Source organism: Trueperella sp. HMSC08B05, from assembly GCF_001808405.1.
Classification (GTDB): Bacteria; Actinomycetota; Actinomycetes; order Actinomycetales; family Actinomycetaceae; genus Trueperella; species Trueperella bernardiae.
In genome coordinates this window covers 15,876-35,812 of record NZ_KV793232.1, presented here as the reverse complement: position 1 = coordinate 35,812, position 19,937 = coordinate 15,876, and the positions used below count along the sequence as shown (strand labels likewise).

Sequence of the window (19,937 nt, the reverse complement as noted above, 5' to 3'; positions counted from 1 at the left end):
AAACCCCAGCGGAAGGAAGCCGATGTCGAACGACGAGCGATCCGAAGACCAAACCCAGGAGCCCACGAACAAATACGGGCTCAGTGACGAGGACATGGCCACGCTCATGCGCGCCCGCAAGCGCTATTTTGCGCTCGCGATCGTGGGCGGGATCGTCCTCGCGGTCATGGGGTATTTCGCCGCGCAGAACATCAGCGGCGGCGCGGCAGCGTGGGAGGCCATGAATGTTTGGCCGCTCTAAGCTACCCCGCTACCTAGCGGATGAGAACGGCATGCCGGCAGCCGCCACGCCCGTCGAGCCGGAAGTCGAGGGCACGTGGATCGGCGGTTGGGACGGCTACCTCGGCGTGATCCCGGCCGAGGGGGAGCGGGCCACCTTCGTGTGGTCGGACTTCGAAACCGGCACTTGGGATGATGACACGAACACGCTCACCCTCACCTTCGTCGACCCCCGCACGCCGCCCCTGTCCTTCCTCATTCCGCGCGAGGCCGACGGGCTCGCCATCATGATGATCCGCGAACGCATCGACCGCTCGATCGTCTTCACACAGGTCGCCGAGCTGCCGAGCGGCGCCGTGGCACGCGGTCAGGTGCGGCGCAACCCGGACGACTCGCTTTTCACTCAGATCATCGTCGACTCCGACATCACCGAGGCTGACCGCCTCGCCCTCGACGTGTTCGACACCGAGCTGCGCGAGGCCGTCGGCATCGACTAGCGCCCGCGATTCCTGGGCGTGCCGCGGCCGCTCCGGCGTCGTGCCAACGACGCCGGCCCACCCGCCTAGCCTGCGCTTGTGCAGAAACACACAATGCTCGAAAACGGCCCTTTCGGATTTCACTTTCGCAGGTGGTTGTGGTTAAAGTATTCACGTTGCTTTCCCGCGTAGCTCAATGGCAGAGCATTCGACTGTTAATCGAAGGGTTGTTGGTTCGAGTCCAACCGCGGGAGCTGGGACACGGTGGCCAGTCGCTTAGACTGGCCACTTTCGTATTCGTCAGTCGGCTGGCACAGTGCCCACGGCGTCGTGCCGAGCACCTCGGCGACACGCTCCATATCTTCGAGTTGCCACTGGCGCTTGCCGTTCCAGCGCATTGAGATAATGCTCTGGGCAACGCCGAGCTCACGGGCTAGAAGTGTTTGAGTAATCCCGCGTCGCGCCGCAAGAGCACGAATGTTCTCGGCGACGAGCAGAGCGAAATCGCTGGCGGTTGTCCTTTTGATTGCGGTAGTAGTCATAGCGCAATTCTAGCGAGATTATCGCGAATCGTAAATCGCATTTGCAGATTGGGATTCCCGATAGCGTTAAAGACACGCCATGAATCGGGAATCACTCTAGGGCATCGCAAAACGCGATATTGTGGCTCGCGTGATGGAGTTGTCGGCGCTTATCAGTTCAGCCGGTTGCGTGTTGAATCGCAACCGGCTGAAAGCGTGCCGTAGTTTAGGCATCGAAGGATATCCAGACGTTAATCGGCGCGTCGATCTTGTCGAAGTAGATAAGCCGCGCGTCTGCTCTAACGTCCTTCCCCTCACTGAGCTTCTTCATCCGTTGCTTTACCCGACGCAAGTCTCTTTCTGCAACATAACCGCGTTGCAAACCGTAGTACCAGACGCCGACCGCGATGCCGCCGGTAGCTTTCGAATTGTCCTCTTGGCGAAGAATTACCGTGATAGAGCGCCGATCATTCTTCATGCTCGGCCTGAAGCCAAGAGACTTACAAACTCGCTTGATTTCTTTCTTATGGCGCGTGATGCCGACTACCTTGAGAGCTTTCGAGCTTTGGAACTCGGAAATATCCGGGTAGCCAGTCAAATCCCACTGCTCGACGGCCCACTTCTGTCGACGCTTCTCATCGTGCTTAGTTGTCATCTCGCGAACGGCATTAAGGCCGTATTTCATCATCTCGAGAGCGTTCATATGTTCCCCTCCATATCTGAGTTCATAGCCATCTTAATAGAGATGAGACACGCCGAGGAACGCCCCGCAACTACCACAACCGAAAGGCATTTCACCGATGAACGAGAACAATAACGACTCCTACGACGCCGTTATTCGCATTTTGAGCGACTTGTACGAGTCGAACACACGGGTCAGCGAAGCATGGATGGTGTTGACGGGTGGTGAGTGTTTTGGTGAAGAGTTCGCCGAGCTGACCGGCGAAGACTATGGCACCGCCACTGACCTTGTCGATACCCTCTGCGACGTGCTCGACGCTCTTGGCTATGCGATCGACACCGCGACAGCTCTGTTCGAGACGCTCGAGAGCGCACGGCCGTGAATTACTACCAAGCAATGATCACACTCGCTGTCAAGCGGTATCTGGCCGAGCGGCGCGTAACGGCGAAGTGGCTCGCCGCCCGGATGGGCCTATCTGTGTCCGCTGTGAACGCGAAAATGGCTCTCTCTAACCCCCGCACGTGGTCACTAGACGACCTGCTCGCGCTGGGCGCGCTCGGCGTGAGCATTCCGCGTATCCCCGTTAACCGAATCGAATCGCGATTGTCCGCGAATTGCAACGAAGGTGAGATCAAATGACTGAATACAAGGTGAATTGGCCCGTACTGTTCACGGCTGGCGCGATCAGTGCCGTGATCTTCACGTGTGGCGTCCTGCTCGGCGCGCTCATCAATGACGAGGGCACCGTGTCCATGCTTCAAGCTCTAGCCTGGCTCGGCGCGGGCGGCCTGATCGGTATCGGGATCGGCGCGGCTCTCTACACCGCTAACCACGCGGGGAAAGACAACCGTCATGAGCGCTAAAGCCCCTTCCGCTCACTGGCCACTACCCTCACTAGTGCGCTCTCTATCTCGATCGGGATGGGGGCCGCTAGCCGCTGAGGTGCCCGGCGTGCGTCTTGTCCTACGTGGGCTTGCCGATCTGCTTGACGATCGTACTGGGCGTGCCCTCGTCACCGCCCCGCAACTGGCCGATGTGACAGCGCTGTCTGAGAGATGGACACGGGACTGTCTGAACCGGCTCGAGGATCTTGGAATTATCAGGTGGAACCGGGGAGGTATCCAAGCCGGCCGCCCCGTGCCCTCATTCATTGAGGTGTCAAAGCGCGCGCTAGTGGGCTTGATTAAGACAGCGCGGGCAACTATCGACGAGATCAGAGCCGCTCGGCGCGCTCGTACCGCCGCCCGGCTCGCGAAAGTGAATCAGGGAGTCACCATTAAAAACAGCCGTCAGAGTAATCGCAGGTCAGACCATGCGGAACAGTCTTATAGCCTTCTCTCCCCTTCGGGGGACTCCTCTAGGGAGTCACCCCGAAAAGAAGACTTATCCCCTATGGCGTTCGCGGCGCGGCGCGCCGCATGGCGTGAGAAGGAACGCGCTCGACGCGAGCGTGAAGCGTCCGCGTTACGTGAGAAGGACAAGGCGCGGCTAGCACAGATAGACCACCTAGAAGCAACCGGAATGAACCGAACACAAGCAATCATCACTAACCTACTCAACACCTACGGAAGGCGACCATGACACACCAGGCACACACGCGAGCACGCCACCTATCCACCGGCCGACCAGTGACACGCGAAGGGCAACAAATATGGTCACTTCATCAGTGCCTTATCGGTGCCACCAACGCACTTGAGCGGGAACTGTCAGGCACGATCTGGCATGACCACAGTAGGGAGTACGGCGACTACGTGCGCACGCTCCTAAGCACCGTGAACAACCTTGTCATGGACATCGAACTCGGGCAGTAGACATGGCAATCACCGGGAGGAACGTACAGCGGACACTCCAAGTTCTCTACTCTATCTACGGTACGAGGTGCGCGAAGTGTGGTCTGCCCATTGACCCGCGACTACGCTACCCCGACAAGAAGAGCGGGAGCATCGGCCACCAGCTACCGCAAGCCAAGGGTGGAAGCGACGAGATAGGAAACCTACGGCCCGAACACCTCGACTGCAACGTCAAAGCGCAAGACACGATACGCCAACCACCGCGGGCGGCGTTCATCGATGCCAGTTTCTTCTGACACCGACCACAGGAACCCCCGCCGCCCACTTTTTCCCCTCCCCAATTCCCCACAAAACGAGCTAGAAACGCCCGGAAAACCGCCGAAAAGTCGCTACGCCCAAGAAAAAAACGAGGAACAAGAACCGATGGAAGCCCATGAACTGCAAGGGGAAATATTCTCCATCCCCGCCCCGGCCGCCAACCATGAGCCCGGCCCGAATCGGCAAGCCCTCGAGGTCTATCTAGCCGAGCTCGAAGAGCACGGGCTACTAACCGGCAAGGCCGCCGTCTTGGGTAACTCGCTCCGCTCTATCGCTGACGCTGTGGATCGGGGGATGAACGCCCCCAAGGTATCAATTGCGACGACAACGCTAACGAAGACCCTGCACGAGGGCCTAGCAGAGCTTCCAGAGATCAGGCGTTCCAATTCTGGCGACGCCTACGACACGCTAACGGCGATTATCGGGCAACTATCCGATGACGCAATCACGGGAAGGTTGGACGATGACGCCCCCGAATACTAGCCCGGCCCGGCCCAAATACTTCACCCCGCGCAATCCCGCCCGCCCGACTCTCGGCCCGGTAGTCGCCCGCATTTCAGAAGCGGTACGTGGATATAAACTCATGCCGTGGCAAAAGTACGTCGTAAATGTTGCGTGGGAACTCGACCCCGACCACCCCGGCGAGCTCTACTATCACGAGGGTGATATCTCTGTTCCGCGCCAATCGGGCAAGTCTGATCTGCTCGAGAATCTCCATATCGCCGGGGCAATGATGTTTAAGAATTGGACATCATCCATGACCGCACAAACTGGCAAGGCCGCCGGGGCGAGATGGGCCGCGCTCGTCGACTCCCTCGACCTGCCCCGCGGAACCCGCTCGGGGGACTGGAAAGTCAACAGGGGCAAAGGTGCTGAAAACGCGATCTACCTACCGCAAAACGCATCCATAAGCCCATTCCCGCCCGTTGAGGACGCCTTGCACGGCGACCACCGCAACATGATTAGTATCGATGAGCAATGGGCCTTCACCCTCGCCGAGGGTATCGCCCTGGAGACCGCGGCTAAGCCGACCATGCTCACTGTCCCATTCTCACAGCTCATCCGCGTGTCAACGATGGGCACGGCCAATTCTGAATATATGAACCGGAATGTTGAGGCCGGTCGGCTCGCAACAAAAGATCCCGGCGCGCGGCGATTCTATTTTGAGTGGTCAGCCGACGAACAGCTCGCCGAGTCCGACCCCTATTCCGACGCCACGCTCGCATTTCACCCCGCCATTGGCTTCACTCAATCCGCGCGCCGCATACGTGATCTTGGCAAGGATATTCCGCTGGGCGAATGGCGTCGCTCATTCTTGAATCTGGCAACCCAAACGCAAGAGACCATTATTGATCTAGCCGCGTGGGACTCCCTACGTTGGAACTACCAGCCCGGCACCAGTGAGCGCTACCGCCCCGCCCGCCCCGAAGACATCGTGATCACGTGGGATATCGCCGCCGACGGGAGCCAAGCCGCGATCTATGCCGCATGGCTCCAACAGACCACGAACGAGCCCGCGGTCGCCCTCGTCGCCGCCGCGCCGGGCTACCAGTGGCTACCGGGCAAGCTCGACGAGCTCGACCGGCTCGGCTACCGCTCTATCCTCGCCGACGATGCCGGGCCCAACCGCACCGTCTACCAAACACTGCAAACCGAGAACGTCCGCACCGAACTGATCACGTTCACGGCCTACTCCACCGCGTGCCAGACATTTCTCGATCGTGTTCGCACCGGCCGTATTGAACACGACGGTAACCCCATCATCTATGACCAGATTAGGGCGTCCGCTTTACGCGATTCTGGCAAGGTGCGAATCATTGACGCGCGCAAGTCCGCCGGGCCCGTCGATGCTCTCCGCGCTCTCGCTATCGCTCAAGATGCCGCGATTACCCGACTTAACTCGCAAGTGTTCCAACTCTACTAGCTGTGCAAAAATCATACGGCGCGTGTTAAACGTCTAGACCGTGCTCGAGCTTATCGGTCATGCTCATAGCCATGAGTTCCACAGGATCGAATTTCATTCGGCTAGCTACCTCGCTAGGTTTGGTAGTAGCGCGCGAGAGTAGCCCTACTGAGGAACTTACACCGCCCGCGCCGGTCTTGAGTCTCCCGGCGCGGGCACCCTACACCACCGCCCCGACCTCACTCGATGCCGTCTATCGCTCGATTTTCATTATCCAGACCGCCGCCCGCCAACTCTCCATCGATGTTTGGAGGGGAGGGCAGTTGCTCGGCGTGAAAGACCGTCCATCATTCTTGAACTTGCCCAACCTCGCGCTATACTCTTTCGGCGCTTTCGTTGCCGAAACAGTCTCATCAATGGCGCAACGGGGAAACGCGTACTGGCACGTAAAACGCGCGGGCTATGACGTCGTGGATGTGGTCAACCTCAACCCGCTACACATGGCGGCCTACCTCGAGGACGGCACGGCAAACTACGTCTATGAAGGGCGCCGCATTCCCACCAACGATATTGTTCACTTGCGGTTACTCCGACAGCCCGGAACGCTCGACGGGCTCGGCCCGCTTCAAGCGTGCGCGGCGAAGATCACGGGCGCGCTCGAGACCGCACACTACGGCAACACGTGGACAAAGACCGGCGGCGCCCCGCCCGGCCTACTGATCACCGACCAATCGCTATCCAAGGCGCAAGCCGACGAGTACAAGGCACAAGCGAACGCAACAATGCAATACCAGAACGGTATCGCGGTCTTGGGTAACGGGTTGAAGTACGAAAAGCTCTATTTTACGCCGGCAGAACTCGAGTTCATTGAAACTCAACGGGAGAACACCGCCGCTATCGCCCGCATGTTTGGCATCCCCGCTAAAAAGCTCCTCGTCTCCCTCGAAGGATCGTCCGACACCTATTCGAACGCCGAACAGGAAAACCAGCAATTTTACCGCGAAACCCTCATGGGGTACTTGCGCGAAATTGAAGAAGCCCTAACCTACCTCGCACCGCGTGGGACTCACGTCCGCTTTAACGTTGACGGTCTGCTCCGCGCTGACACGAAGACGCGCTATGAAGCCCACCAGATCGGTCTTAACGCCGGTTTTCTCACCGTCGACGAAGTGCGAGAAATTGAAGGGCTTGGCCCGATGCCCACCACCATCACCAGCGAAAAGGTAGACGCATGAATCTTGAAATCAGAGCCGCCCGGCTCGCCACTCGCCTTGACGAGCAACTCGACACCGAACGAACCATCAAGGCCCGAGCCGTCCCCTTCGACGAGTGGACAGAGCTCTACCCCGGCGTGTTTGAACAATTCACTCGCGGCGCGCTGACCGCGAGCGAGCAAGGCGTCAAGCTCCGGCTCGAGCACTCCGAAACCATCGGCACGATCGACTCGCTGGCCGAGACCGATACCGGGCTCGAGATCGTCGCCCGTATCTCCGAAACGAGAGCCGGCAACGATGCGCTGACCCTCGCACGAGACGGCGCGCTGTCCTCCATGTCAATCGGGTTTATCCCCACCAAAGACGGAACAGAGATCACCTACGACGACAACGGCAACACCTACATCACGCGCCGCGCCGCCGAGCTGATCGAAGTAAGTCTAGTCACCTTCCCCGCCTACAAGTCCGCAACCGTTGAAGAAGTCCGCAACCGAAAGGAAACAACCAACATGGCAACCAGCACCGTCTCCGCGCAAGATGTGAGCGAGCTCGCGGAAATGCGCGCCGCGCTGTCCGAAATTGAGCGATCCGTCGCACTGTTGAGCACCGCCCCGCCCGCCCCGGCCGACCCGCTCGCCGAGTTCCGCACCAGCGGCGAATACGTCAAGGCGCTGGCCGCTGGCGACGACAACGCTCTCCGTGCTTTCTCCGCAAGTGAGGACATCACCACCAAGGAATCGGGCACCCGCCCGGCGTGGGTAGATAAGACGCTCGCGCTTATGGATGCCAAGCAGACGCTGACAAATCTTTTCGAGCACTCCAAGACCCTCCCGGCACAGGGAATGAGTATCGAGTATCCCAAAATCAAGGCCAACACGGTCAAGGTTGGCGAGCAGAAGAACGAGGGCGCCACGCTCCCTAAAGGCCGTCTGGAAGTTGAGAACGGTACGGGACAGGTCAAGACCTACGGCGGCTACTCCCTTATCTCCCGGCAGACCATCGACCGCGCCCCGGCGTCCTACCTCTCCACCGTCCACCGGGCGCAGTCCATCCAGTACGCGGGCGCCATCGAAGACGCCACGGTCACCCTCTTTGCCAACACCTACAAGCAACAGCTTGCCAAGGCCAATATCACCACCACGGCGACCCTTGCCAATCTGACCGCCGAAACGCTTGCCGACCTCCTGATCGATCTTGTCGACTACTACGCCGACAACATCGTCTACCCGTTCGACGGCCTGATCGTCTCCACCGACGTGTTTAAGGCCCTGGCCAAGCTCGACGAGATGCCCAAGGCGCTCCAGTTCACGGCCGCCCCGGACGACAAGCTCGGAACGCTCACGATCAACCGCCCTCGTGGCGACATTGGTGGCATCGCGGTCTACAGGGCCGGGAACGCGGCCACCGTCCCGACCGGACTCCTCGCCGGGTACTCATCGCAAGCCCTCGAGATTCTCGAAGGTGGCGGCGCGCCCCTCCGACTCTCTGACGAAAACGTCACCGACTTGACGAACGTTTTCAGCGTCTACGGTTACGCCGCCCATATCGCCACGGCGCCCGATGCGATCGTCCCCGTGAAGTTCGCGGGCTAAAGGGGTAAGCACCGTGCTAGCCAAGCTAGACCAAGAGCGCTTGGCGGCGCTCGTCACCTCGACACACAGCTCGAAGACCGAGCTAAGCACCGAGCGCCGCCAAGCTCTAACCACCCTCGTCACAACCGCGAGCGAGCTCGTCATCAACTACGCCGGCAAGTGGTGGGATCACATCCCGACCAGCGTCCAGAATCAAGTACTGACCACCGTCGCCCGTGAGCTTGAGACCCGCGAGAAGTCACCCGGCGGTATCTTCGCCGCTTTCGGCGAGCACGACGGCGCTATCCGACTTGCCCGCGACCCTATGACTCTTGCTTATCCGCTCATGCGCCCCTACTTGCCGGGAGGATTCGCCTAATGAACCCTTACAGGAAAGACCGCGCCGCCCTCATTGACGCGCTCAACACCACCGGCTACACCGTCGACGATACCCAACCGGAAATCATCGACCGCGGAACGATCCTTATCGACGATGTTTCCTACGAGTGGGCCGACATCTTCGAGCACGTCAAGGCCACCTACGCCGGGCACGTCGTGCTCGATGCCTTCGACGCTGAATCAGCTAACGCCGCTCACGCCGACGCCGTAGCGGCTATCTGGGACGCGCTGGCCAACTCCGACGCGGGCGACATTGAGACCGCCGGCGCCCTGATCAACCTCACCGACGGCGCGGGCAGAATTTTCCCCGCCTTCCCCTTCACCATCACTTCTCTATTCACCACCGACTGAAAGGACAACTACGATGGGCTCCAAGCGACTGACCGGCTCCAAGCTCTCTCTCAAGATCGACGCCACCGAATACAAAGGTGACGTTACTGAATACAAGTTCAGCAACGACGATAAGGACTCCGACGTTACCACCTTCGAGGACATGGAAGCTGGCAACTCTGCACAGCACTATCTCGAGCTAGGTTTTGTCCAGTCCACCGATTCTGCTTCACTGTTCATGAAGCTGTGGGAAAACGAGGGCAAGGAATGTGAATTCGTGCTTGCTCCCCACGGTAACGACAAGCCGACGAAGGAACAGCCCCACATTACGGGAAAGCTGATTATCCCGCGCGCCCCTGAGATGGGCGGTGCGGCCGGCAAGACCCCCTACACGTCTTCTGTCAAGTGTGAACTCACTGAGAAGCCGGCATTTAAGACCGCCGCACTCTAATGAGCTACGGCGATATTACGATCCGGGAGGGCGACGTTAAGCTCGTCGTGCAGGACTGGGGAAAGCTCGCCCGCAAGCTTGACAAGGCCGGCGCGGACGCGGACGACATGCGCCAACTCATGCATGAATTGGGCATGATCGTTGTTCGCGCCGCCCGCCCTCTCGCCCCCGCGAAAAGCCGAGCCACGCGCAACTCGCTACGCTCGGGCCGCCGCAAGACAAAAGCCGTTGTCATAGCCGGCGGCTCGCCCGCGCCCTATGCGCCCGTTGTGCACTACGGGGCCGCGCCGGGCTGGAAACGCTCGAACGGCCGCCCGCTCAATATCAAAAAGAATCATTGGCTACTCAAGGCGTTTAAGGGCACACAGCCCGCCGTCTACAACCGGCTCGTGACCGGCCTTGACGAGATCCTTAAGAAAAACGATCTGATATAGAAAGAGACACCAACCATGAACCAGACCACGCCCACCCTTGGCGATTACGGGATGGACCTTGACCCCGACACGCTCGCCGAGTTCATGAACTCCATTACTACGGCCGAGCTCGCCGTCCTCGCCGCCGATGAAGACGACGAGACGGCCACGCTCATGAACATCGCCGTTATCTCCGCCAACCGGCTCGGCTTTGGACACCTCACCCGCGACGACCTCGGCAACCTGCCCGTGAAGAAGCTCGCCGCCCTGATCGACGCCGCCGCCCGCGTCAACCCGACCACTCCCGAAGTCCTAACCCCCCTGCTCGAACGCATCTCAAAATGAGCGCCGCCGAGCTCGAGGACATGGCGGAATTTGTCTCCGTGCTCCACTGGCGGCCCATCGACTACTGGGAGCTGACCGTCTCCGCCCGCAACGCCATCGCTGACGCTTATCGAAAGGTGAACCGTGGCTAATCAAAAAGTCATCATCTCTGTATTGGCAGACACACGCAAATTCAAATCTGCCATGCGAGAAGCTGGCCGCGAATCAGGGCTAACCAAGCTTGCCGGGGGAGTGAAGAAGCTCGGCCAAGCGATCGTGGCCACCACCGCCGCCGCGACCGCGCTCGCCGTCGCTTTCGGTACGAAGGCCGTCAGCGCCGCGAGCGACCTCGAGCAGAGTATCGGCGCGATCGATGATGTCTTTAAGGGCGCGGCGGGGCAGATGCACGGGCTCGCGAAGGAAGCGGCGAACGCTGTGGGACTGTCCCGCAACTCCTATAACGAGCTCGCTCTCATCATCGGGACACAGCTCAAGAACGGTGGAACCGCGATCGACCAGCTTGGGCAAAAGACGAACGAGCTTATCACGCTCGGCTCTGATCTTGCCGCCGGTTTTGGTGGCTCGACCCAAGAAGCCGTGGAAGCTATTTCATCTGCCCTCAAAGGCGAGCGCGATCCCATTGAAAAGTACGGCGTGAGTCTTCGCCAAGCCGCGATCGATGCCAAGGCCGCCGAGCTGGGATTTACCAAGGTAGGCGGCTCCCTGACACAAGAAGCGTCAAACGCCGCTACCTTGGCGCTGATCATGGAACAGACAACAGACATGCACGGCAAATTCGGGCGTGAAGCCGACACGCTGGCACACAAGCAACAAGTGCTAGCCGCGCAGTTTGAAAACGTGAAGGCCACGATAGGCACATATCTACTGCCCGCCGTCTCTGCCGTCGTGGGAGCCGTCTCCGCCCGGCTCGGGCCCGCGCTCGAGAACATCAAGACGTGGATAGAAACACGTGTGATGCCCGCGCTCTCCCGGCTCTGGGCACAAGTGAAGACCAACGTGCTACCCGCTCTAAGCGAGCTCGGCGCGCAAATCAAGACCAACGTGCTACCCGCCCTACAGTCCGCCGGCACGTGGGTTACCTCCACGCTCGTCCCCGGCGTCGTGAGCCTGACAAAGGCACTGTGGGAGAACCGTGACATCATTTTGCCTATCGCGGCCGCCGTCGGCACCATCGTTGTTGCTTTGAAGGGCTACTACGCCGCGATAAACACTGCCAAGGCGCTCACTACCGCTTTCACGCTCGCTCAAAAACTGCTCACTACAACAATGGCCGTCAATCCTATTTTCTTGCTCGTAACGGCGATTGCGGCCCTAGTCGTGGGCCTCGTAGCGGCCTACAACTCTAGCGAGACTTTTCGGACTGTTGTCCAAGCGGTGCTATCCGCGATCCAGACCTGTGTCGGCGCCGTCGTGAACTGGGTTGCCACCTATGTCGGCCCCACATTGTCCGCGGTCTGGGAAGCTATCACGGCCGGCCTTGGACTGCTTGCCGACATCTTCACCGTGATCTGGAATAACATTTCAACAGCGGTCAGTATCGCCGTCGGCGCCATTAGCGCTGTACTCGCCCCGATTATTGGATTCATCTCGGGAATCTTTAGCGCTGTCAGTCAAGTTGCCTCCGCCGTGTGGTCAGTTGCGTGGAACATCTTCTACACGGCCGTCTCGACCGCGTGGGCGATCGTGTCTGGCATCATCCGAGGTATCTCGGGCTATGTCTCCGGTATCTTTAACGCCATTCGCGCCCTTATCTCTGGCAACTGGCGCGGCGCGTGGGACATCTTCAAGTCCACTGTCTCGACCGCGTGGAGCAATGTCAAGTCCGCTATCTCGAGTGGTGTCAGTGGCGTGCTAGCTACCATTCGCTCCCTGCCCTCCAAAATCGTCTCCGCGCTCGGCAACACTGGCCGCCTACTGTGGGACGCCGGCGGAAAAATCATCTCGGGCTTTATCTCCGGCATCACGTCCGGTTTTAGCAAGGTCAAAGACACCTTATCGACGCTGACATCCTGGCTCCCGGACTGGAAGGGGCCCGCCCCGCGCGACGCGAAACTCCTCACCAAGAACGGCCAACTCGTGATCGACGGCTTCGTGACCGGCCTAGAATCACGCTTCGGGAAAGTCCGCCGCACCCTTGGCGGGCTGACCTCCGCTATCCCTGGAATGGTGAGCACCTCCGGCACCCTCTCCACCGCCTTCACCACGACCGACGCCCGCGCCGGCCGCGCCGCCGTGTACGAGATTCACGTTCACCAGCTCGCCACGACCCCCGAAACCGGGCGGCAAATTGTGAACGCCATTCGCGAATACGAAAACACATCTGGAAGGCGGCTCGCATGATCATTGCCCCCGCTAATCTCGCGGACACGCTCGAAGGCGACGGCTGGACGTTCGCCGGGAACACCATTACCGCCCCGCTGACCACACCGACCCGCGGACGGCTCGAGCCACGCAACCTATCCCCGGCGCGCCCGTACCGGCTCCGCCTTGCCTTCACCAACTCGGCCAAACGCTCAAGCGGCGCCACATACATCCGCGTCCAAGGCACCATTTATGCGTTCCCGGCTGGATCAACTGTCGCCGGCGTCTGGAAAGAGTTCAAGCTCGACCCCACACGGCCCCCGCTCGTCGAGTTCGCCGGCGAGCTCGCACCCGGCTACAGTCGAATCTCAATCCGGCTCGATATTCACCTCGATGCCGAGCTCGACGGCCCGGAACGATTCGCTCTGCTTGCATGGGCGCCACGCCCCGAAACACGCTCCGCAAAACTCGGGGAAGCCCGACTAGGCTCGCTCGTGCTCCCCGATCTGTCCTACGTCACCGAGTACTTCATTCTCGGCAAGAGCCGACTAGGGCGCGGCATTCTCCGCGAAACACCTTCGCTCAAGTGGTGGCAAGACATCACCGGCCCGGCAACCCGAATCACTACGTGGCGCGGCTACCACTGGAACGGCTTCACCGGCAAAGGCGAGATAGGCACCCTCTCCGCCCGCATCTATAACGCCCTCGAGCCGCGCGCGACTGGCCTCATTCGCGGCACCCCGCTAATCCTGATCGACCTCACCACACGCCGACGCCTATTCACCGGCACCATCCGTAAAACGATCACCACGCCCCACAAAGTCGGCACCTACGAAGTCACAATAGAAGCCGTCGACACAATAGGGAAGCTGTCGGCCGTCCAGAAGTATCAAGAGACCTCGGACAATCCCCGCCACTGGGTAACCTTTATCGACACACTACTGAAAGACTTCCCCTACACGACGGCAGTCACCCCCGGCCGCAAGTGCCCCGCGCTTGGCTCGCTCGTCATGGACGCCACTCTCACCGAGTACCTAGATGTAGTGTGTGCAACGGCCGGGGTCACATGGTGGGCCACGGCCGACGGCACGCTCCGCTTCATCGACCAGCGCGGCGAGACCCCACCGGAACTTCTAGAGTTCACCAGCGGCACCGGCAACCCACAAGGCGCCCTAGTCCACATTCATGACGCTCACGCCGCGATCGACACAGAGCAATTCATCTCCACCCTGGAAGCCACCAACCACACCGGCGCAAAAGAAGATGGACAGTGGCAAGACACAACCGAGACCGTGCGCGCCACGAACGACACACTCGCGGCGTCCTACGGTATGAGCCGCGTCTCGATCGACACGTGCGCCTACTCCCGTGACCAGCTCCACGCACTGCTCGCCGAGCGCGTCGCGGAATATAAGCCCCGCCAAATCGTGCAATCAGTAGCGATAACACCTTGGAAAAAGACGGCCGCCCACCGCGACACACAAACGCTTGAGCTACTCGGCACGCTCGACCTGGGCCAAACGCACCGCGTCAGCTTTCGCGGCGAGACAACCCCCGTAACCGTCTCCGGCATCCGCTACACCATCACGCCCACCACCATCACAACACACATCGACCTCTACTAGAAAGGCACACACATGAAAGTGTTCTACGAGGGCGAGACCCTCACCGCGGACGCCCTCAACGCGGCCCTTAAGGAAGCCGCGAACGACCTCATTGAAGAAACTCTAAAGCATATCAATAACGGTGAGATCCGCATCGATGGAACGTGGTATCAGCAATCCGGCACCATGGCCTACCCGGCGGGCGCTTTCACGACCGCGACAAACGGCGTTTATTATCGCACCGCTTACGTCAACCGCCCCTACACCCCGCCGCCCGGCTGGAAGTTTAACTACTCGATCCAGCAGACCAACGGCCTAACATTCCTCTCCACCGGCGAGAGCACCACTAAAAGCACCACTGACACGCTACGTATCTTGCAGATCGGCTCATCCGGCGCCACCTTGGGCACGTATATCGCGTGGACACTCATTCGGGAGGGCTGACCTTGGCTATCTACCCTGGCGCTTACGCCGTCAAGCTCATCACCACCGACCCCGGCCGCTATCACACCCCGGTACGGCTCACCCTACACACGGCCGTATCTGGCGCGATCGACCTCTACAAGGGCCGCGCCGCCCCCAACGGGACTTATGCCCACTTCTACGTGAACGAACACGGCCACGTCTACCAGTACCGTGACACCGCCCAAGCCGCCCGCGCTGACCTCGAGGGCAATTACGGGACTATTAGCGTGGAGACATGGGACGGCGGCCGCGAACGGCCGTGGACGCCCGCGCAGATGAGCGCGCTCGCCCGTCTCTTCGACTGGGCAACCCGCGCCCACCCCACCATTCCGTGCCGCATGGCCTCACCAACCGACACACGGGGCCTCGCATGGCACCGGCTCGGCTGTAGTGGAAACTTCGGCCCGTTCAGCCTAGACGACCTCACCACGTGGAGCCGGGCACAGACCGGCCAAGTGTGGAGCAACGCGCGGGGCAAGACTTGCCCTTACGACACGCGCATTAGGCAGATCCCCGAGATCTACCGCCGCGCCACCACCACAACCACGGCCGCGACCACGGCCACCACACCACCACAGTTAGGAGAAAATCCAATGTTTATGATCTGGAAGCGACAGAAGGACGGCAAAGCACTCTACGCGGTGTGTGCGCCGGGCATGTTCCTTGTATTCACTGGCCAGTCCGCCGCGAATAACCTCATCCGGCAAATCGCGGCCCGTGACGTCGCCGCCCTTGAAGTCAGTGAGAGCTTTTGGGAGCACATCGAGCGCGCGTGCATGACCGGCACCAATCAAGCCGATGTGGCCGCACGCTACGAGAAGGGGGAGTGATGGAAGCGACACTAACGGCCGTGCTGGGCACCGCCGCGGCACTCTTGACAGCGTTCATGACGCGGGCCGGGTGGAGTTCAAGACAGAAGCGCGCCGCCGCGCTCGCCATCTATGGCGCGGTAACTCTTGGCGTGTTCCTCTCGAAGGTCTACCCCGCCACGTTCGAGACGGTCGCTGTCCAGTTCGCCGCCCTCGCCGGCGCCGGGCAAATTGCATTCACCATCCTAAAGCCAACCGGGCTATTGGACTGGCTCGAGGGCTTCACGACACCTCGGAAGGGCGGCGAGAGTGGCAGAACTGATTAACGCCTTCGGCGGCCTTGCCGGACTGGCCGCACTCGTGACCGCGTTCGCCGGTTTCCGGAATGTGAAGCGCGATACGGTACAAATCTCGGCGGGGCCGGGCTCGCTGACGCATAAGATTGACGAGCTCGCCCGGCAGGTCGATCACCTTACACGCGCGTCGGCGACAACCCACGATCTGCTCTCGAAGCGGCTCGACGGGCACGATCGAGAGTTTAGAGACCTTCGACGCCGCCGTCGCAATTAAGCGGCGAGCCCGGCAACCTTGCGCAACCGCTCGGCGCTCGTAGCAACGTAGCGCTGAGTGGTTGCCAAGGACACATGACCCAAAAGCTCTTGGACTGCCCGGATATCGTTCGACCTCGCATAAGCGACCGTCGCGAATCGGTGACGTAGGGAGTGCATCGAGTAGCCGGCCGGGAGTAAGTCCGCGACGCGCTTACCGATACAGCCCGCCGTGAGGTGGGACGACGTGACGGGGGAGGGGAACGCCCACCCGCCCCCGTCATCGACGGCGCGGCGCAGGACGGCCGCGAGGTTATCTGATAGGGGAACAAGCCGCGTCTTGCCGCCCTTGCCGTGGACACGCAGGGAGTAGCCGAGCAAGTCACGCTCAATGTCACGGGCGTGGATACACGCGACCTCCGCGCGGCGCAAGCCGACCTCACCGGCAAGCCGTATCGCGAGACGTTCAAGCGCGGGCGCCGTAGCCACCACGTTCCGATAGGCGGACTCGGGTAGCGGGCGCGGGCATGGCGGGCGCTCTGAGATGATCGGTAGGTCAACGGCCGGATTGTCCAGCCGCTTGCCGGCCTTGGCCGCCCAAGCGAAGAACACAACAAGGGACGAGCGCGCCGAGCGCGCCGTCTCGATACTCCACCCCGGCTGACTTAGCCAGTCCTCGAGATTCGCGGCCGTGCAACTGGCTAGGTTAACACCGTCGGCGCGGGCCCGCTCGAGGTAGTACCGTCGTAGCTTGATCGTTCCTTCTCCACGCCGGGCGGCGCGAAGGTGCTGGATGAACTCGTTAATCATTAGGCCACGATAGCTAATTTCATGCCGTTAACCAGCGGCAACGAATAATCGAAGGGTTGTTGGTTCGAGTCCAACCGCGGGAGCCATACAAAACCCCGGAATCTCAACGAAAAGTGAGAAACCGGGGTTCTTTCTTTCCCCGCCGTGGAATAGGCGTGGAATAAGAAAACATGTGTGCCGCCTTTAGTGACGCCCGGCTCGCCCTCGTGCTCGCCCTCGACGCCGCCGGCGGCTGCCACCCAGCCGTCCCCTCGCGCGCCAGGCGAAAGTGAGACAATACGTCCATGACGTACCGAGACATCCGTGTAGTTGGCGACCCCGTCCTGCGCACCCCGTGCGAACCGATCCGGGAGGTCACCCCTGGCATCAAGCAGCTGGTGGAGGACCTGCTGGAGAATGTGAACGAGGACGGCCGCGCTGGCCTGGCCGCGAACCAGATCGGCGTGTCCTTCCGCGCCTTCTCCTGGAACATCGAGGGCGAGCTGGGGTACATCCTTAACCCGACGATCGTGAAGCTGTCCGAGGAGATCCAGGACGGTGACGAGGGCTGCCTTTCCGTCCCCGACCTGTGGTTCCACGCCAAGCGTGCCATGTACGCCCGAGCGGAAGGCACGGACCTGGATGGGAAGAAAGTGGTGGTGGAGGGCCGCGAGATCTGGGCGCGCCTCATCCAGCACGAGATCGACCACCTCGACGGCCACCTTTTCATCGACCGGCTCGAGCGCCACCTGCGCCGTGAGGCCTTCCGCAAGCTCAGGGAAATGCAATGAGAAGAGCCCTTGTGCTCGCGGGCGCGTCCGGTTTCATCGGTTCGCGCCTGGTGGATGCCGCCGTCGCGAGCGGGTATGAGGTGCGCCAACTGTTGCGCACGCCGGGCCGTCAAGCTCCAGCCGGCGTCACGCAGTTTACGTGGGACCCGGCGGCCGGCACGATCGATGACGCCGCCCTCGCCGGTGCCTACGGCATCATCTGCCTCAACGGTGCGGGACTGCTCTCGCGCCCGTGGACCGATTCGTACAAGCGGGCGCTGTGGGAATCGCGGCTGGGTTCGGTCGAGACCCTGGTGAGTGCCATGGGCTCCCACCGGCCGCAGGTCTTCCTCGCCGGTTCGGCGATCGGATACTACGGCCCGGACCGCGGGGATGAGGTCCTCACGGAGAGCTCGGCGGCCGGGTCGGGTTTCCTCGCGGAGCTGTGCGAGGCCTGGGAGGCGGCGTCGTCGGCGGCGGAAAACCTGGGCGTGCGGACGGTACAGTTGCGCACAGGCCTGGTCATGGGCGCGGACGGCGGCATGCTCGGGATCCTGCAACATCTGTACCGGGCGGGCATGGGCGCGCGGCTGGGGGATGGCTCGGCGTGGATGTCGGCCATCGCCCGCGACGACTACGTCCGCGCGCTCCTTTTCCTCCTTACCCGCGACGTGTCCGGGCCAGTCAACATGGTCGGGCCCGAGCCGGTCCGTAACGCGCACTGGCACGAGGCTCTCGCCCGCCACTTCCACCGGCCGGGCTTCCTTTCAGTCCCGACGCCGGCGCTCCGGCTTGCGGGGGAGATGGCGCGCGAGGCGGTGCTCGCTTCCCAGCGCGTCTACCCTCAGGAGCTCACCGACCACGGCTTTACCTTCCTCGCGCCAACCATTGAGGAGATCTTCGCCCGCGAGCTTCCACTGGAGTGACTTTCGCCCGGTCGTGTGGCATCCTTGAACTAACGAACCTCGCTTGCGTGTCAAGGGGAATTTCACCCAAGCAGGAGGTTACGGTGAACAACAAAGCCACACGTGGCGTCATATTTATTCATTCAGTGACACCGGCTGTTCAACCTCACGTTGAATGGGCGGTCACAAGCGTGCTTGGATACCCTGTGCATTTCGAGTGGACCAAGCAGCCGGCTCTGCCCAACATGAACCGCGGCGAGGTGTCGTGGGCAGGGGAGTCCGGCACGGGCGCGCAGCTCGCTTCGGCCCTTGGCGGCTGGGAGCACCTGCGCTTTGAGGTGACCGAGGAGCCGACGTCGGTCAGCGACGGCGGCCGGTGGTCCTGCACGCCCGGACTCGGCATCTTCTACGCTCAGACCGACCTGCTCGGCAACGTCGTCGTCCCTGAGAACCGCATCCGCGCGGCGATTGAGGACTCGAACGGCGACGCCGACGAGCTGCGCCGCCTCCTCGACGTCGCCCTCGGTCAGGCCTGGGACGACGAGCTCGAAGTCTTCCGTTACGCCGGCGCGGGCGCTCCCGTGCGCTGGCTGCACCGGGTCGGTTAGGCCCGCCGCCCCTGCCGTGGGCCTGCTCCGGCTTTACTTGAAAAGGTTGGCCAGGTCCTCCATGGCGGCGGCGAGGTCCTCGGCGTCGTCGGCCGCGTCCTCCTGCGCGTTTTCGACGACGCCGTCCGCGCCCGCACCACCGCCGGCCTCGGTTTCGTCCGGCTCGGCTCCGCCCGCAAGCCCGACCTCCTCGGCGTAATCGGCCGGCAAGTCCGTCAGCACGTGAGCCAGCAGGTCGTCGAGCGTCGTGGAGGCGCAGATGTCGGCGTCGTTAATCTGGACCTTCGCCAGCTTCTCGAGCCCGGCGGCAAGCGCCCAAATGGAGACCTGGTCGAGTTCGAGGTCCTCGGAAAGGCGCGCGCCCGGGGCGATCTCAGATGTTGGGATTTCGGGGGCGACGTCGGCCAACACCACGCGGGCGCGTGCGAGCGCAAGGTCTTCGCGGGACACCATGTTCACTCCTTGGATGAAGCCGACAGCCGATCGGTAACAGAATCAGCTAGGCT

Annotated in this window: 28 protein-coding genes and 1 tRNA gene; 25 read left to right on the top strand and 4 right to left on the bottom strand. The window is 61.4% G+C overall.

The genetic code is table 11. From position 1 onward, the window contains the following. Window positions 1–22: 22 nt before the first annotated feature. The 3 genes from HMPREF3167_RS02575 to HMPREF3167_RS02565 all read left to right on the top strand — a co-directional run bounded on the left by HMPREF3167_RS02575 (window position 23) and on the right by HMPREF3167_RS02565 (window position 949). The gene (locus HMPREF3167_RS02575; protein ID WP_062612231.1) at window positions 23–241 is read left to right on the top strand and encodes a hypothetical protein; all 219 of its coding nucleotides are present in this window, start codon (window positions 23–25) and stop codon (window positions 239–241) included. Next, window positions 225–716: a hypothetical protein gene (locus tag HMPREF3167_RS02570; protein ID WP_148132196.1), complete on the top strand. Its 492-nt coding sequence runs from the start codon at window positions 225–227 to the stop codon at window positions 714–716. The genes HMPREF3167_RS02575 and HMPREF3167_RS02570 overlap by 17 nt, the downstream gene beginning before the upstream one ends. A gap of 161 nt (window positions 717–877) precedes the next feature. Next, window positions 878–949, top strand: a tRNA-Asn gene (locus HMPREF3167_RS02565). Here the strand turns inward: HMPREF3167_RS02565 and HMPREF3167_RS10160 are convergent. Both HMPREF3167_RS10160 and HMPREF3167_RS02560 read right to left on the bottom strand, forming a co-directional pair. Then, window positions 911–1,237, bottom strand: a complete 327-nt coding sequence (locus tag HMPREF3167_RS10160) for a helix-turn-helix domain-containing protein (RefSeq protein ID WP_083281061.1) — start codon at window positions 1,235–1,237, stop codon at window positions 911–913. The genes HMPREF3167_RS02565 and HMPREF3167_RS10160 overlap by 39 nt on opposite strands. Before the next feature lie 205 nt (window positions 1,238–1,442). Continuing rightward, window positions 1,443–1,919, bottom strand: coding sequence for a hypothetical protein (locus HMPREF3167_RS02560; RefSeq protein ID WP_070445349.1), 477 nt, complete (start codon window positions 1,917–1,919; stop codon window positions 1,443–1,445). 97 nt (window positions 1,920–2,016) lie between these two features. Between HMPREF3167_RS02560 and HMPREF3167_RS02555 the strand changes: the two genes are divergently transcribed. The 19 genes from HMPREF3167_RS02555 (at window position 2,017) to HMPREF3167_RS02470 (ending at window position 16,381) form a co-directional block, all read left to right on the top strand. Continuing rightward, window positions 2,017–2,280, top strand: coding sequence for a hypothetical protein (locus HMPREF3167_RS02555; RefSeq protein ID WP_070445346.1), 264 nt, complete (start codon window positions 2,017–2,019; stop codon window positions 2,278–2,280). A gap of 14 nt (window positions 2,281–2,294) precedes the next feature. Then, window positions 2,295–2,537, top strand: a complete 243-nt coding sequence (locus tag HMPREF3167_RS02550; protein WP_070445343.1) for a hypothetical protein — start codon at window positions 2,295–2,297, stop codon at window positions 2,535–2,537. Then, window positions 2,534–2,761 carry a hypothetical protein gene (locus tag HMPREF3167_RS02545; protein ID WP_070445340.1) on the top strand — a complete coding sequence of 76 codons (228 nt, stop codon included), beginning with the start codon at window positions 2,534–2,536 and terminating at the stop codon, window positions 2,759–2,761. Before HMPREF3167_RS02550 ends, HMPREF3167_RS02545 begins: the two co-directional genes overlap by 4 nt. A 1,350-nt stretch (window positions 2,762–4,111) precedes the next feature. Beyond that, window positions 4,112–4,489, top strand: a complete 378-nt coding sequence (locus HMPREF3167_RS02540; RefSeq protein ID WP_070445337.1) for a hypothetical protein — start codon at window positions 4,112–4,114, stop codon at window positions 4,487–4,489. Further along, the gene (locus HMPREF3167_RS02535; protein WP_148132370.1) at window positions 4,470–5,930 is read left to right on the top strand and encodes a hypothetical protein; all 1,461 of its coding nucleotides are present in this window, start codon (window positions 4,470–4,472) and stop codon (window positions 5,928–5,930) included. The genes HMPREF3167_RS02540 and HMPREF3167_RS02535 overlap by 20 nt, the downstream gene beginning before the upstream one ends. 59 nt (window positions 5,931–5,989) lie before the next feature. Then, window positions 5,990–7,144: a phage portal protein gene (locus HMPREF3167_RS02530; RefSeq protein WP_083281047.1), complete on the top strand. Its 1,155-nt coding sequence runs from the start codon at window positions 5,990–5,992 to the stop codon at window positions 7,142–7,144. Further along, window positions 7,141–8,715 (top strand): HK97 family phage prohead protease, encoded by a 1,575-nt coding sequence (locus tag HMPREF3167_RS02525; protein WP_070445331.1) that lies wholly within the window; start codon window positions 7,141–7,143, stop codon window positions 8,713–8,715. Before HMPREF3167_RS02530 ends, HMPREF3167_RS02525 begins: the two co-directional genes overlap by 4 nt. 13 nt (window positions 8,716–8,728) lie before the next feature. Further along, a complete protein-coding gene (locus HMPREF3167_RS02520) occupies window positions 8,729–9,073 on the top strand; it encodes a hypothetical protein (protein ID WP_070445328.1) in 345 nt (114 codons plus the stop codon). Further along, window positions 9,073–9,444: a hypothetical protein gene (locus tag HMPREF3167_RS02515; protein ID WP_070445325.1), complete on the top strand. Its 372-nt coding sequence runs from the start codon at window positions 9,073–9,075 to the stop codon at window positions 9,442–9,444. The genes HMPREF3167_RS02520 and HMPREF3167_RS02515 overlap by 1 nt, the downstream gene beginning before the upstream one ends. A gap of 13 nt (window positions 9,445–9,457) precedes the next feature. After that, window positions 9,458–9,874, top strand: a complete 417-nt coding sequence (locus tag HMPREF3167_RS02510; protein ID WP_070445322.1) for a hypothetical protein — start codon at window positions 9,458–9,460, stop codon at window positions 9,872–9,874. After that, window positions 9,874–10,308: an HK97 gp10 family phage protein gene (locus HMPREF3167_RS02505; RefSeq protein ID WP_070445321.1), complete on the top strand. Its 435-nt coding sequence runs from the start codon at window positions 9,874–9,876 to the stop codon at window positions 10,306–10,308. The genes HMPREF3167_RS02510 and HMPREF3167_RS02505 overlap by 1 nt, the downstream gene beginning before the upstream one ends. A gap of 15 nt (window positions 10,309–10,323) precedes the next feature. Then, the gene (locus tag HMPREF3167_RS02500; RefSeq protein ID WP_070445318.1) at window positions 10,324–10,632 is read left to right on the top strand and encodes a hypothetical protein; all 309 of its coding nucleotides are present in this window, start codon (window positions 10,324–10,326) and stop codon (window positions 10,630–10,632) included. Beyond that, complete coding sequence (locus tag HMPREF3167_RS10100; RefSeq protein WP_256359269.1) at window positions 10,629–10,763, top strand: hypothetical protein; 135 nt, start codon at window positions 10,629–10,631, stop codon at window positions 10,761–10,763. The genes HMPREF3167_RS02500 and HMPREF3167_RS10100 overlap by 4 nt, the downstream gene beginning before the upstream one ends. Window positions 10,764–10,815: 52 nt before the next feature. Next, window positions 10,816–12,972, top strand: coding sequence for a phage tail protein (locus tag HMPREF3167_RS02495; RefSeq protein ID WP_070445315.1), 2,157 nt, complete (start codon window positions 10,816–10,818; stop codon window positions 12,970–12,972). Beyond that, complete coding sequence (locus tag HMPREF3167_RS02490) at window positions 12,969–14,558, top strand: hypothetical protein (RefSeq protein WP_070445312.1); 1,590 nt, start codon at window positions 12,969–12,971, stop codon at window positions 14,556–14,558. The genes HMPREF3167_RS02495 and HMPREF3167_RS02490 overlap by 4 nt, the downstream gene beginning before the upstream one ends. 12 nt (window positions 14,559–14,570) lie before the next feature. Further along, window positions 14,571–14,981, top strand: a complete 411-nt coding sequence (locus HMPREF3167_RS02485; RefSeq protein ID WP_070445310.1) for a hypothetical protein — start codon at window positions 14,571–14,573, stop codon at window positions 14,979–14,981. 2 nt (window positions 14,982–14,983) lie between these two features. After that, on the top strand, window positions 14,984–15,832 hold the full coding sequence (locus tag HMPREF3167_RS02480; RefSeq protein ID WP_070445307.1) for an N-acetylmuramoyl-L-alanine amidase: 849 nt from the start codon (window positions 14,984–14,986) through the stop codon (window positions 15,830–15,832). Beyond that, a complete protein-coding gene (locus HMPREF3167_RS02475) occupies window positions 15,832–16,137 on the top strand; it encodes a hypothetical protein (RefSeq protein ID WP_148132369.1) in 306 nt (101 codons plus the stop codon). Before HMPREF3167_RS02480 ends, HMPREF3167_RS02475 begins: the two co-directional genes overlap by 1 nt. After that, the gene (locus HMPREF3167_RS02470) at window positions 16,121–16,381 is read left to right on the top strand and encodes a hypothetical protein (RefSeq protein ID WP_070445301.1); all 261 of its coding nucleotides are present in this window, start codon (window positions 16,121–16,123) and stop codon (window positions 16,379–16,381) included. Before HMPREF3167_RS02475 ends, HMPREF3167_RS02470 begins: the two co-directional genes overlap by 17 nt. Here the strand turns inward: HMPREF3167_RS02470 and HMPREF3167_RS02465 are convergent. Further along, window positions 16,378–17,169: a tyrosine-type recombinase/integrase gene (locus HMPREF3167_RS02465; protein ID WP_070445298.1), complete on the bottom strand. Its 792-nt coding sequence runs from the start codon at window positions 17,167–17,169 to the stop codon at window positions 16,378–16,380. The genes HMPREF3167_RS02470 and HMPREF3167_RS02465 overlap by 4 nt on opposite strands. A 284-nt stretch (window positions 17,170–17,453) precedes the next feature. Between HMPREF3167_RS02465 and def the strand changes: the two genes are divergently transcribed. From def to HMPREF3167_RS02450, 3 genes are all read left to right on the top strand, one after another. Beyond that, entirely contained in the window at window positions 17,454–17,939 is a 486-nt protein-coding gene (gene def, locus HMPREF3167_RS02460) for a peptide deformylase (RefSeq protein WP_062612235.1), read from the top strand. Further along, the gene (locus tag HMPREF3167_RS02455; protein WP_068538374.1) at window positions 17,936–18,844 is read left to right on the top strand and encodes a TIGR01777 family oxidoreductase; all 909 of its coding nucleotides are present in this window, start codon (window positions 17,936–17,938) and stop codon (window positions 18,842–18,844) included. The genes def and HMPREF3167_RS02455 overlap by 4 nt, the downstream gene beginning before the upstream one ends. Window positions 18,845–18,927: 83 nt before the next feature. Then, window positions 18,928–19,431, top strand: a complete 504-nt coding sequence (locus HMPREF3167_RS02450; RefSeq protein ID WP_068538373.1) for a DUF3145 domain-containing protein — start codon at window positions 18,928–18,930, stop codon at window positions 19,429–19,431. A 33-nt stretch (window positions 19,432–19,464) separates the two neighbouring features. Here HMPREF3167_RS02450 and HMPREF3167_RS02445 read toward each other — a convergent pair whose 3' ends face one another. Beyond that, complete coding sequence (locus HMPREF3167_RS02445; protein ID WP_062612240.1) at window positions 19,465–19,884, bottom strand: phosphopantetheine-binding protein; 420 nt, start codon at window positions 19,882–19,884, stop codon at window positions 19,465–19,467. Between the last annotated feature and the right edge of the window lie 53 nt (window positions 19,885–19,937).

Coding starts and splice junctions, on each gene's coding strand:
- HMPREF3167_RS02510 (WP_070445322.1), top strand. CDS start 9,458: ATGGGCTCCAAGCGACTGACCGGCTCCAAGCTCTCTCTCAAGATCGAC.
- HMPREF3167_RS02495 (WP_070445315.1), top strand. CDS start 10,816: ATGCGAGAAGCTGGCCGCGAATCAGGGCTAACCAAGCTTGCCGGGGGA.
- HMPREF3167_RS02490 (WP_070445312.1), top strand. CDS start 12,969: ATGATCATTGCCCCCGCTAATCTCGCGGACACGCTCGAAGGCGACGGC.
- HMPREF3167_RS02515 (WP_070445325.1), top strand. CDS start 9,073: ATGAACCCTTACAGGAAAGACCGCGCCGCCCTCATTGACGCGCTCAAC.
- HMPREF3167_RS02475 (WP_148132369.1), top strand. CDS start 15,832: ATGGAAGCGACACTAACGGCCGTGCTGGGCACCGCCGCGGCACTCTTG.
- HMPREF3167_RS02550 (WP_070445343.1), top strand. CDS start 2,295: ATGATCACACTCGCTGTCAAGCGGTATCTGGCCGAGCGGCGCGTAACG.
- HMPREF3167_RS02555 (WP_070445346.1), top strand. CDS start 2,017: ATGAACGAGAACAATAACGACTCCTACGACGCCGTTATTCGCATTTTG.
- HMPREF3167_RS02455 (WP_068538374.1), top strand. CDS start 17,936: ATGAGAAGAGCCCTTGTGCTCGCGGGCGCGTCCGGTTTCATCGGTTCG.
- HMPREF3167_RS02465 (WP_070445298.1), bottom strand. CDS start 17,169: ATGATTAACGAGTTCATCCAGCACCTTCGCGCCGCCCGGCGTGGAGAA.
- HMPREF3167_RS02575 (WP_062612231.1), top strand. CDS start 23: ATGTCGAACGACGAGCGATCCGAAGACCAAACCCAGGAGCCCACGAAC.
- HMPREF3167_RS02530 (WP_083281047.1), top strand. CDS start 5,990: ATGCTCATAGCCATGAGTTCCACAGGATCGAATTTCATTCGGCTAGCT.
- HMPREF3167_RS02540 (WP_070445337.1), top strand. CDS start 4,112: ATGGAAGCCCATGAACTGCAAGGGGAAATATTCTCCATCCCCGCCCCG.
- HMPREF3167_RS02545 (WP_070445340.1), top strand. CDS start 2,534: ATGACTGAATACAAGGTGAATTGGCCCGTACTGTTCACGGCTGGCGCG.
- HMPREF3167_RS02445 (WP_062612240.1), bottom strand. CDS start 19,884: ATGGTGTCCCGCGAAGACCTTGCGCTCGCACGCGCCCGCGTGGTGTTG.
- HMPREF3167_RS02525 (WP_070445331.1), top strand. CDS start 7,141: ATGAATCTTGAAATCAGAGCCGCCCGGCTCGCCACTCGCCTTGACGAG.
- HMPREF3167_RS02505 (WP_070445321.1), top strand. CDS start 9,874: ATGAGCTACGGCGATATTACGATCCGGGAGGGCGACGTTAAGCTCGTC.
- HMPREF3167_RS10160 (WP_083281061.1), bottom strand. CDS start 1,237: ATGACTACTACCGCAATCAAAAGGACAACCGCCAGCGATTTCGCTCTG.
- HMPREF3167_RS02500 (WP_070445318.1), top strand. CDS start 10,324: ATGAACCAGACCACGCCCACCCTTGGCGATTACGGGATGGACCTTGAC.
- HMPREF3167_RS02485 (WP_070445310.1), top strand. CDS start 14,571: ATGAAAGTGTTCTACGAGGGCGAGACCCTCACCGCGGACGCCCTCAAC.
- HMPREF3167_RS02535 (WP_148132370.1), top strand. CDS start 4,470: ATGACGCCCCCGAATACTAGCCCGGCCCGGCCCAAATACTTCACCCCG.
- def (WP_062612235.1), top strand. CDS start 17,454: ATGACGTACCGAGACATCCGTGTAGTTGGCGACCCCGTCCTGCGCACC.
- HMPREF3167_RS02560 (WP_070445349.1), bottom strand. CDS start 1,919: ATGAACGCTCTCGAGATGATGAAATACGGCCTTAATGCCGTTCGCGAG.
- HMPREF3167_RS02570 (WP_148132196.1), top strand. CDS start 225: ATGTTTGGCCGCTCTAAGCTACCCCGCTACCTAGCGGATGAGAACGGC.
- HMPREF3167_RS10100 (WP_256359269.1), top strand. CDS start 10,629: ATGAGCGCCGCCGAGCTCGAGGACATGGCGGAATTTGTCTCCGTGCTC.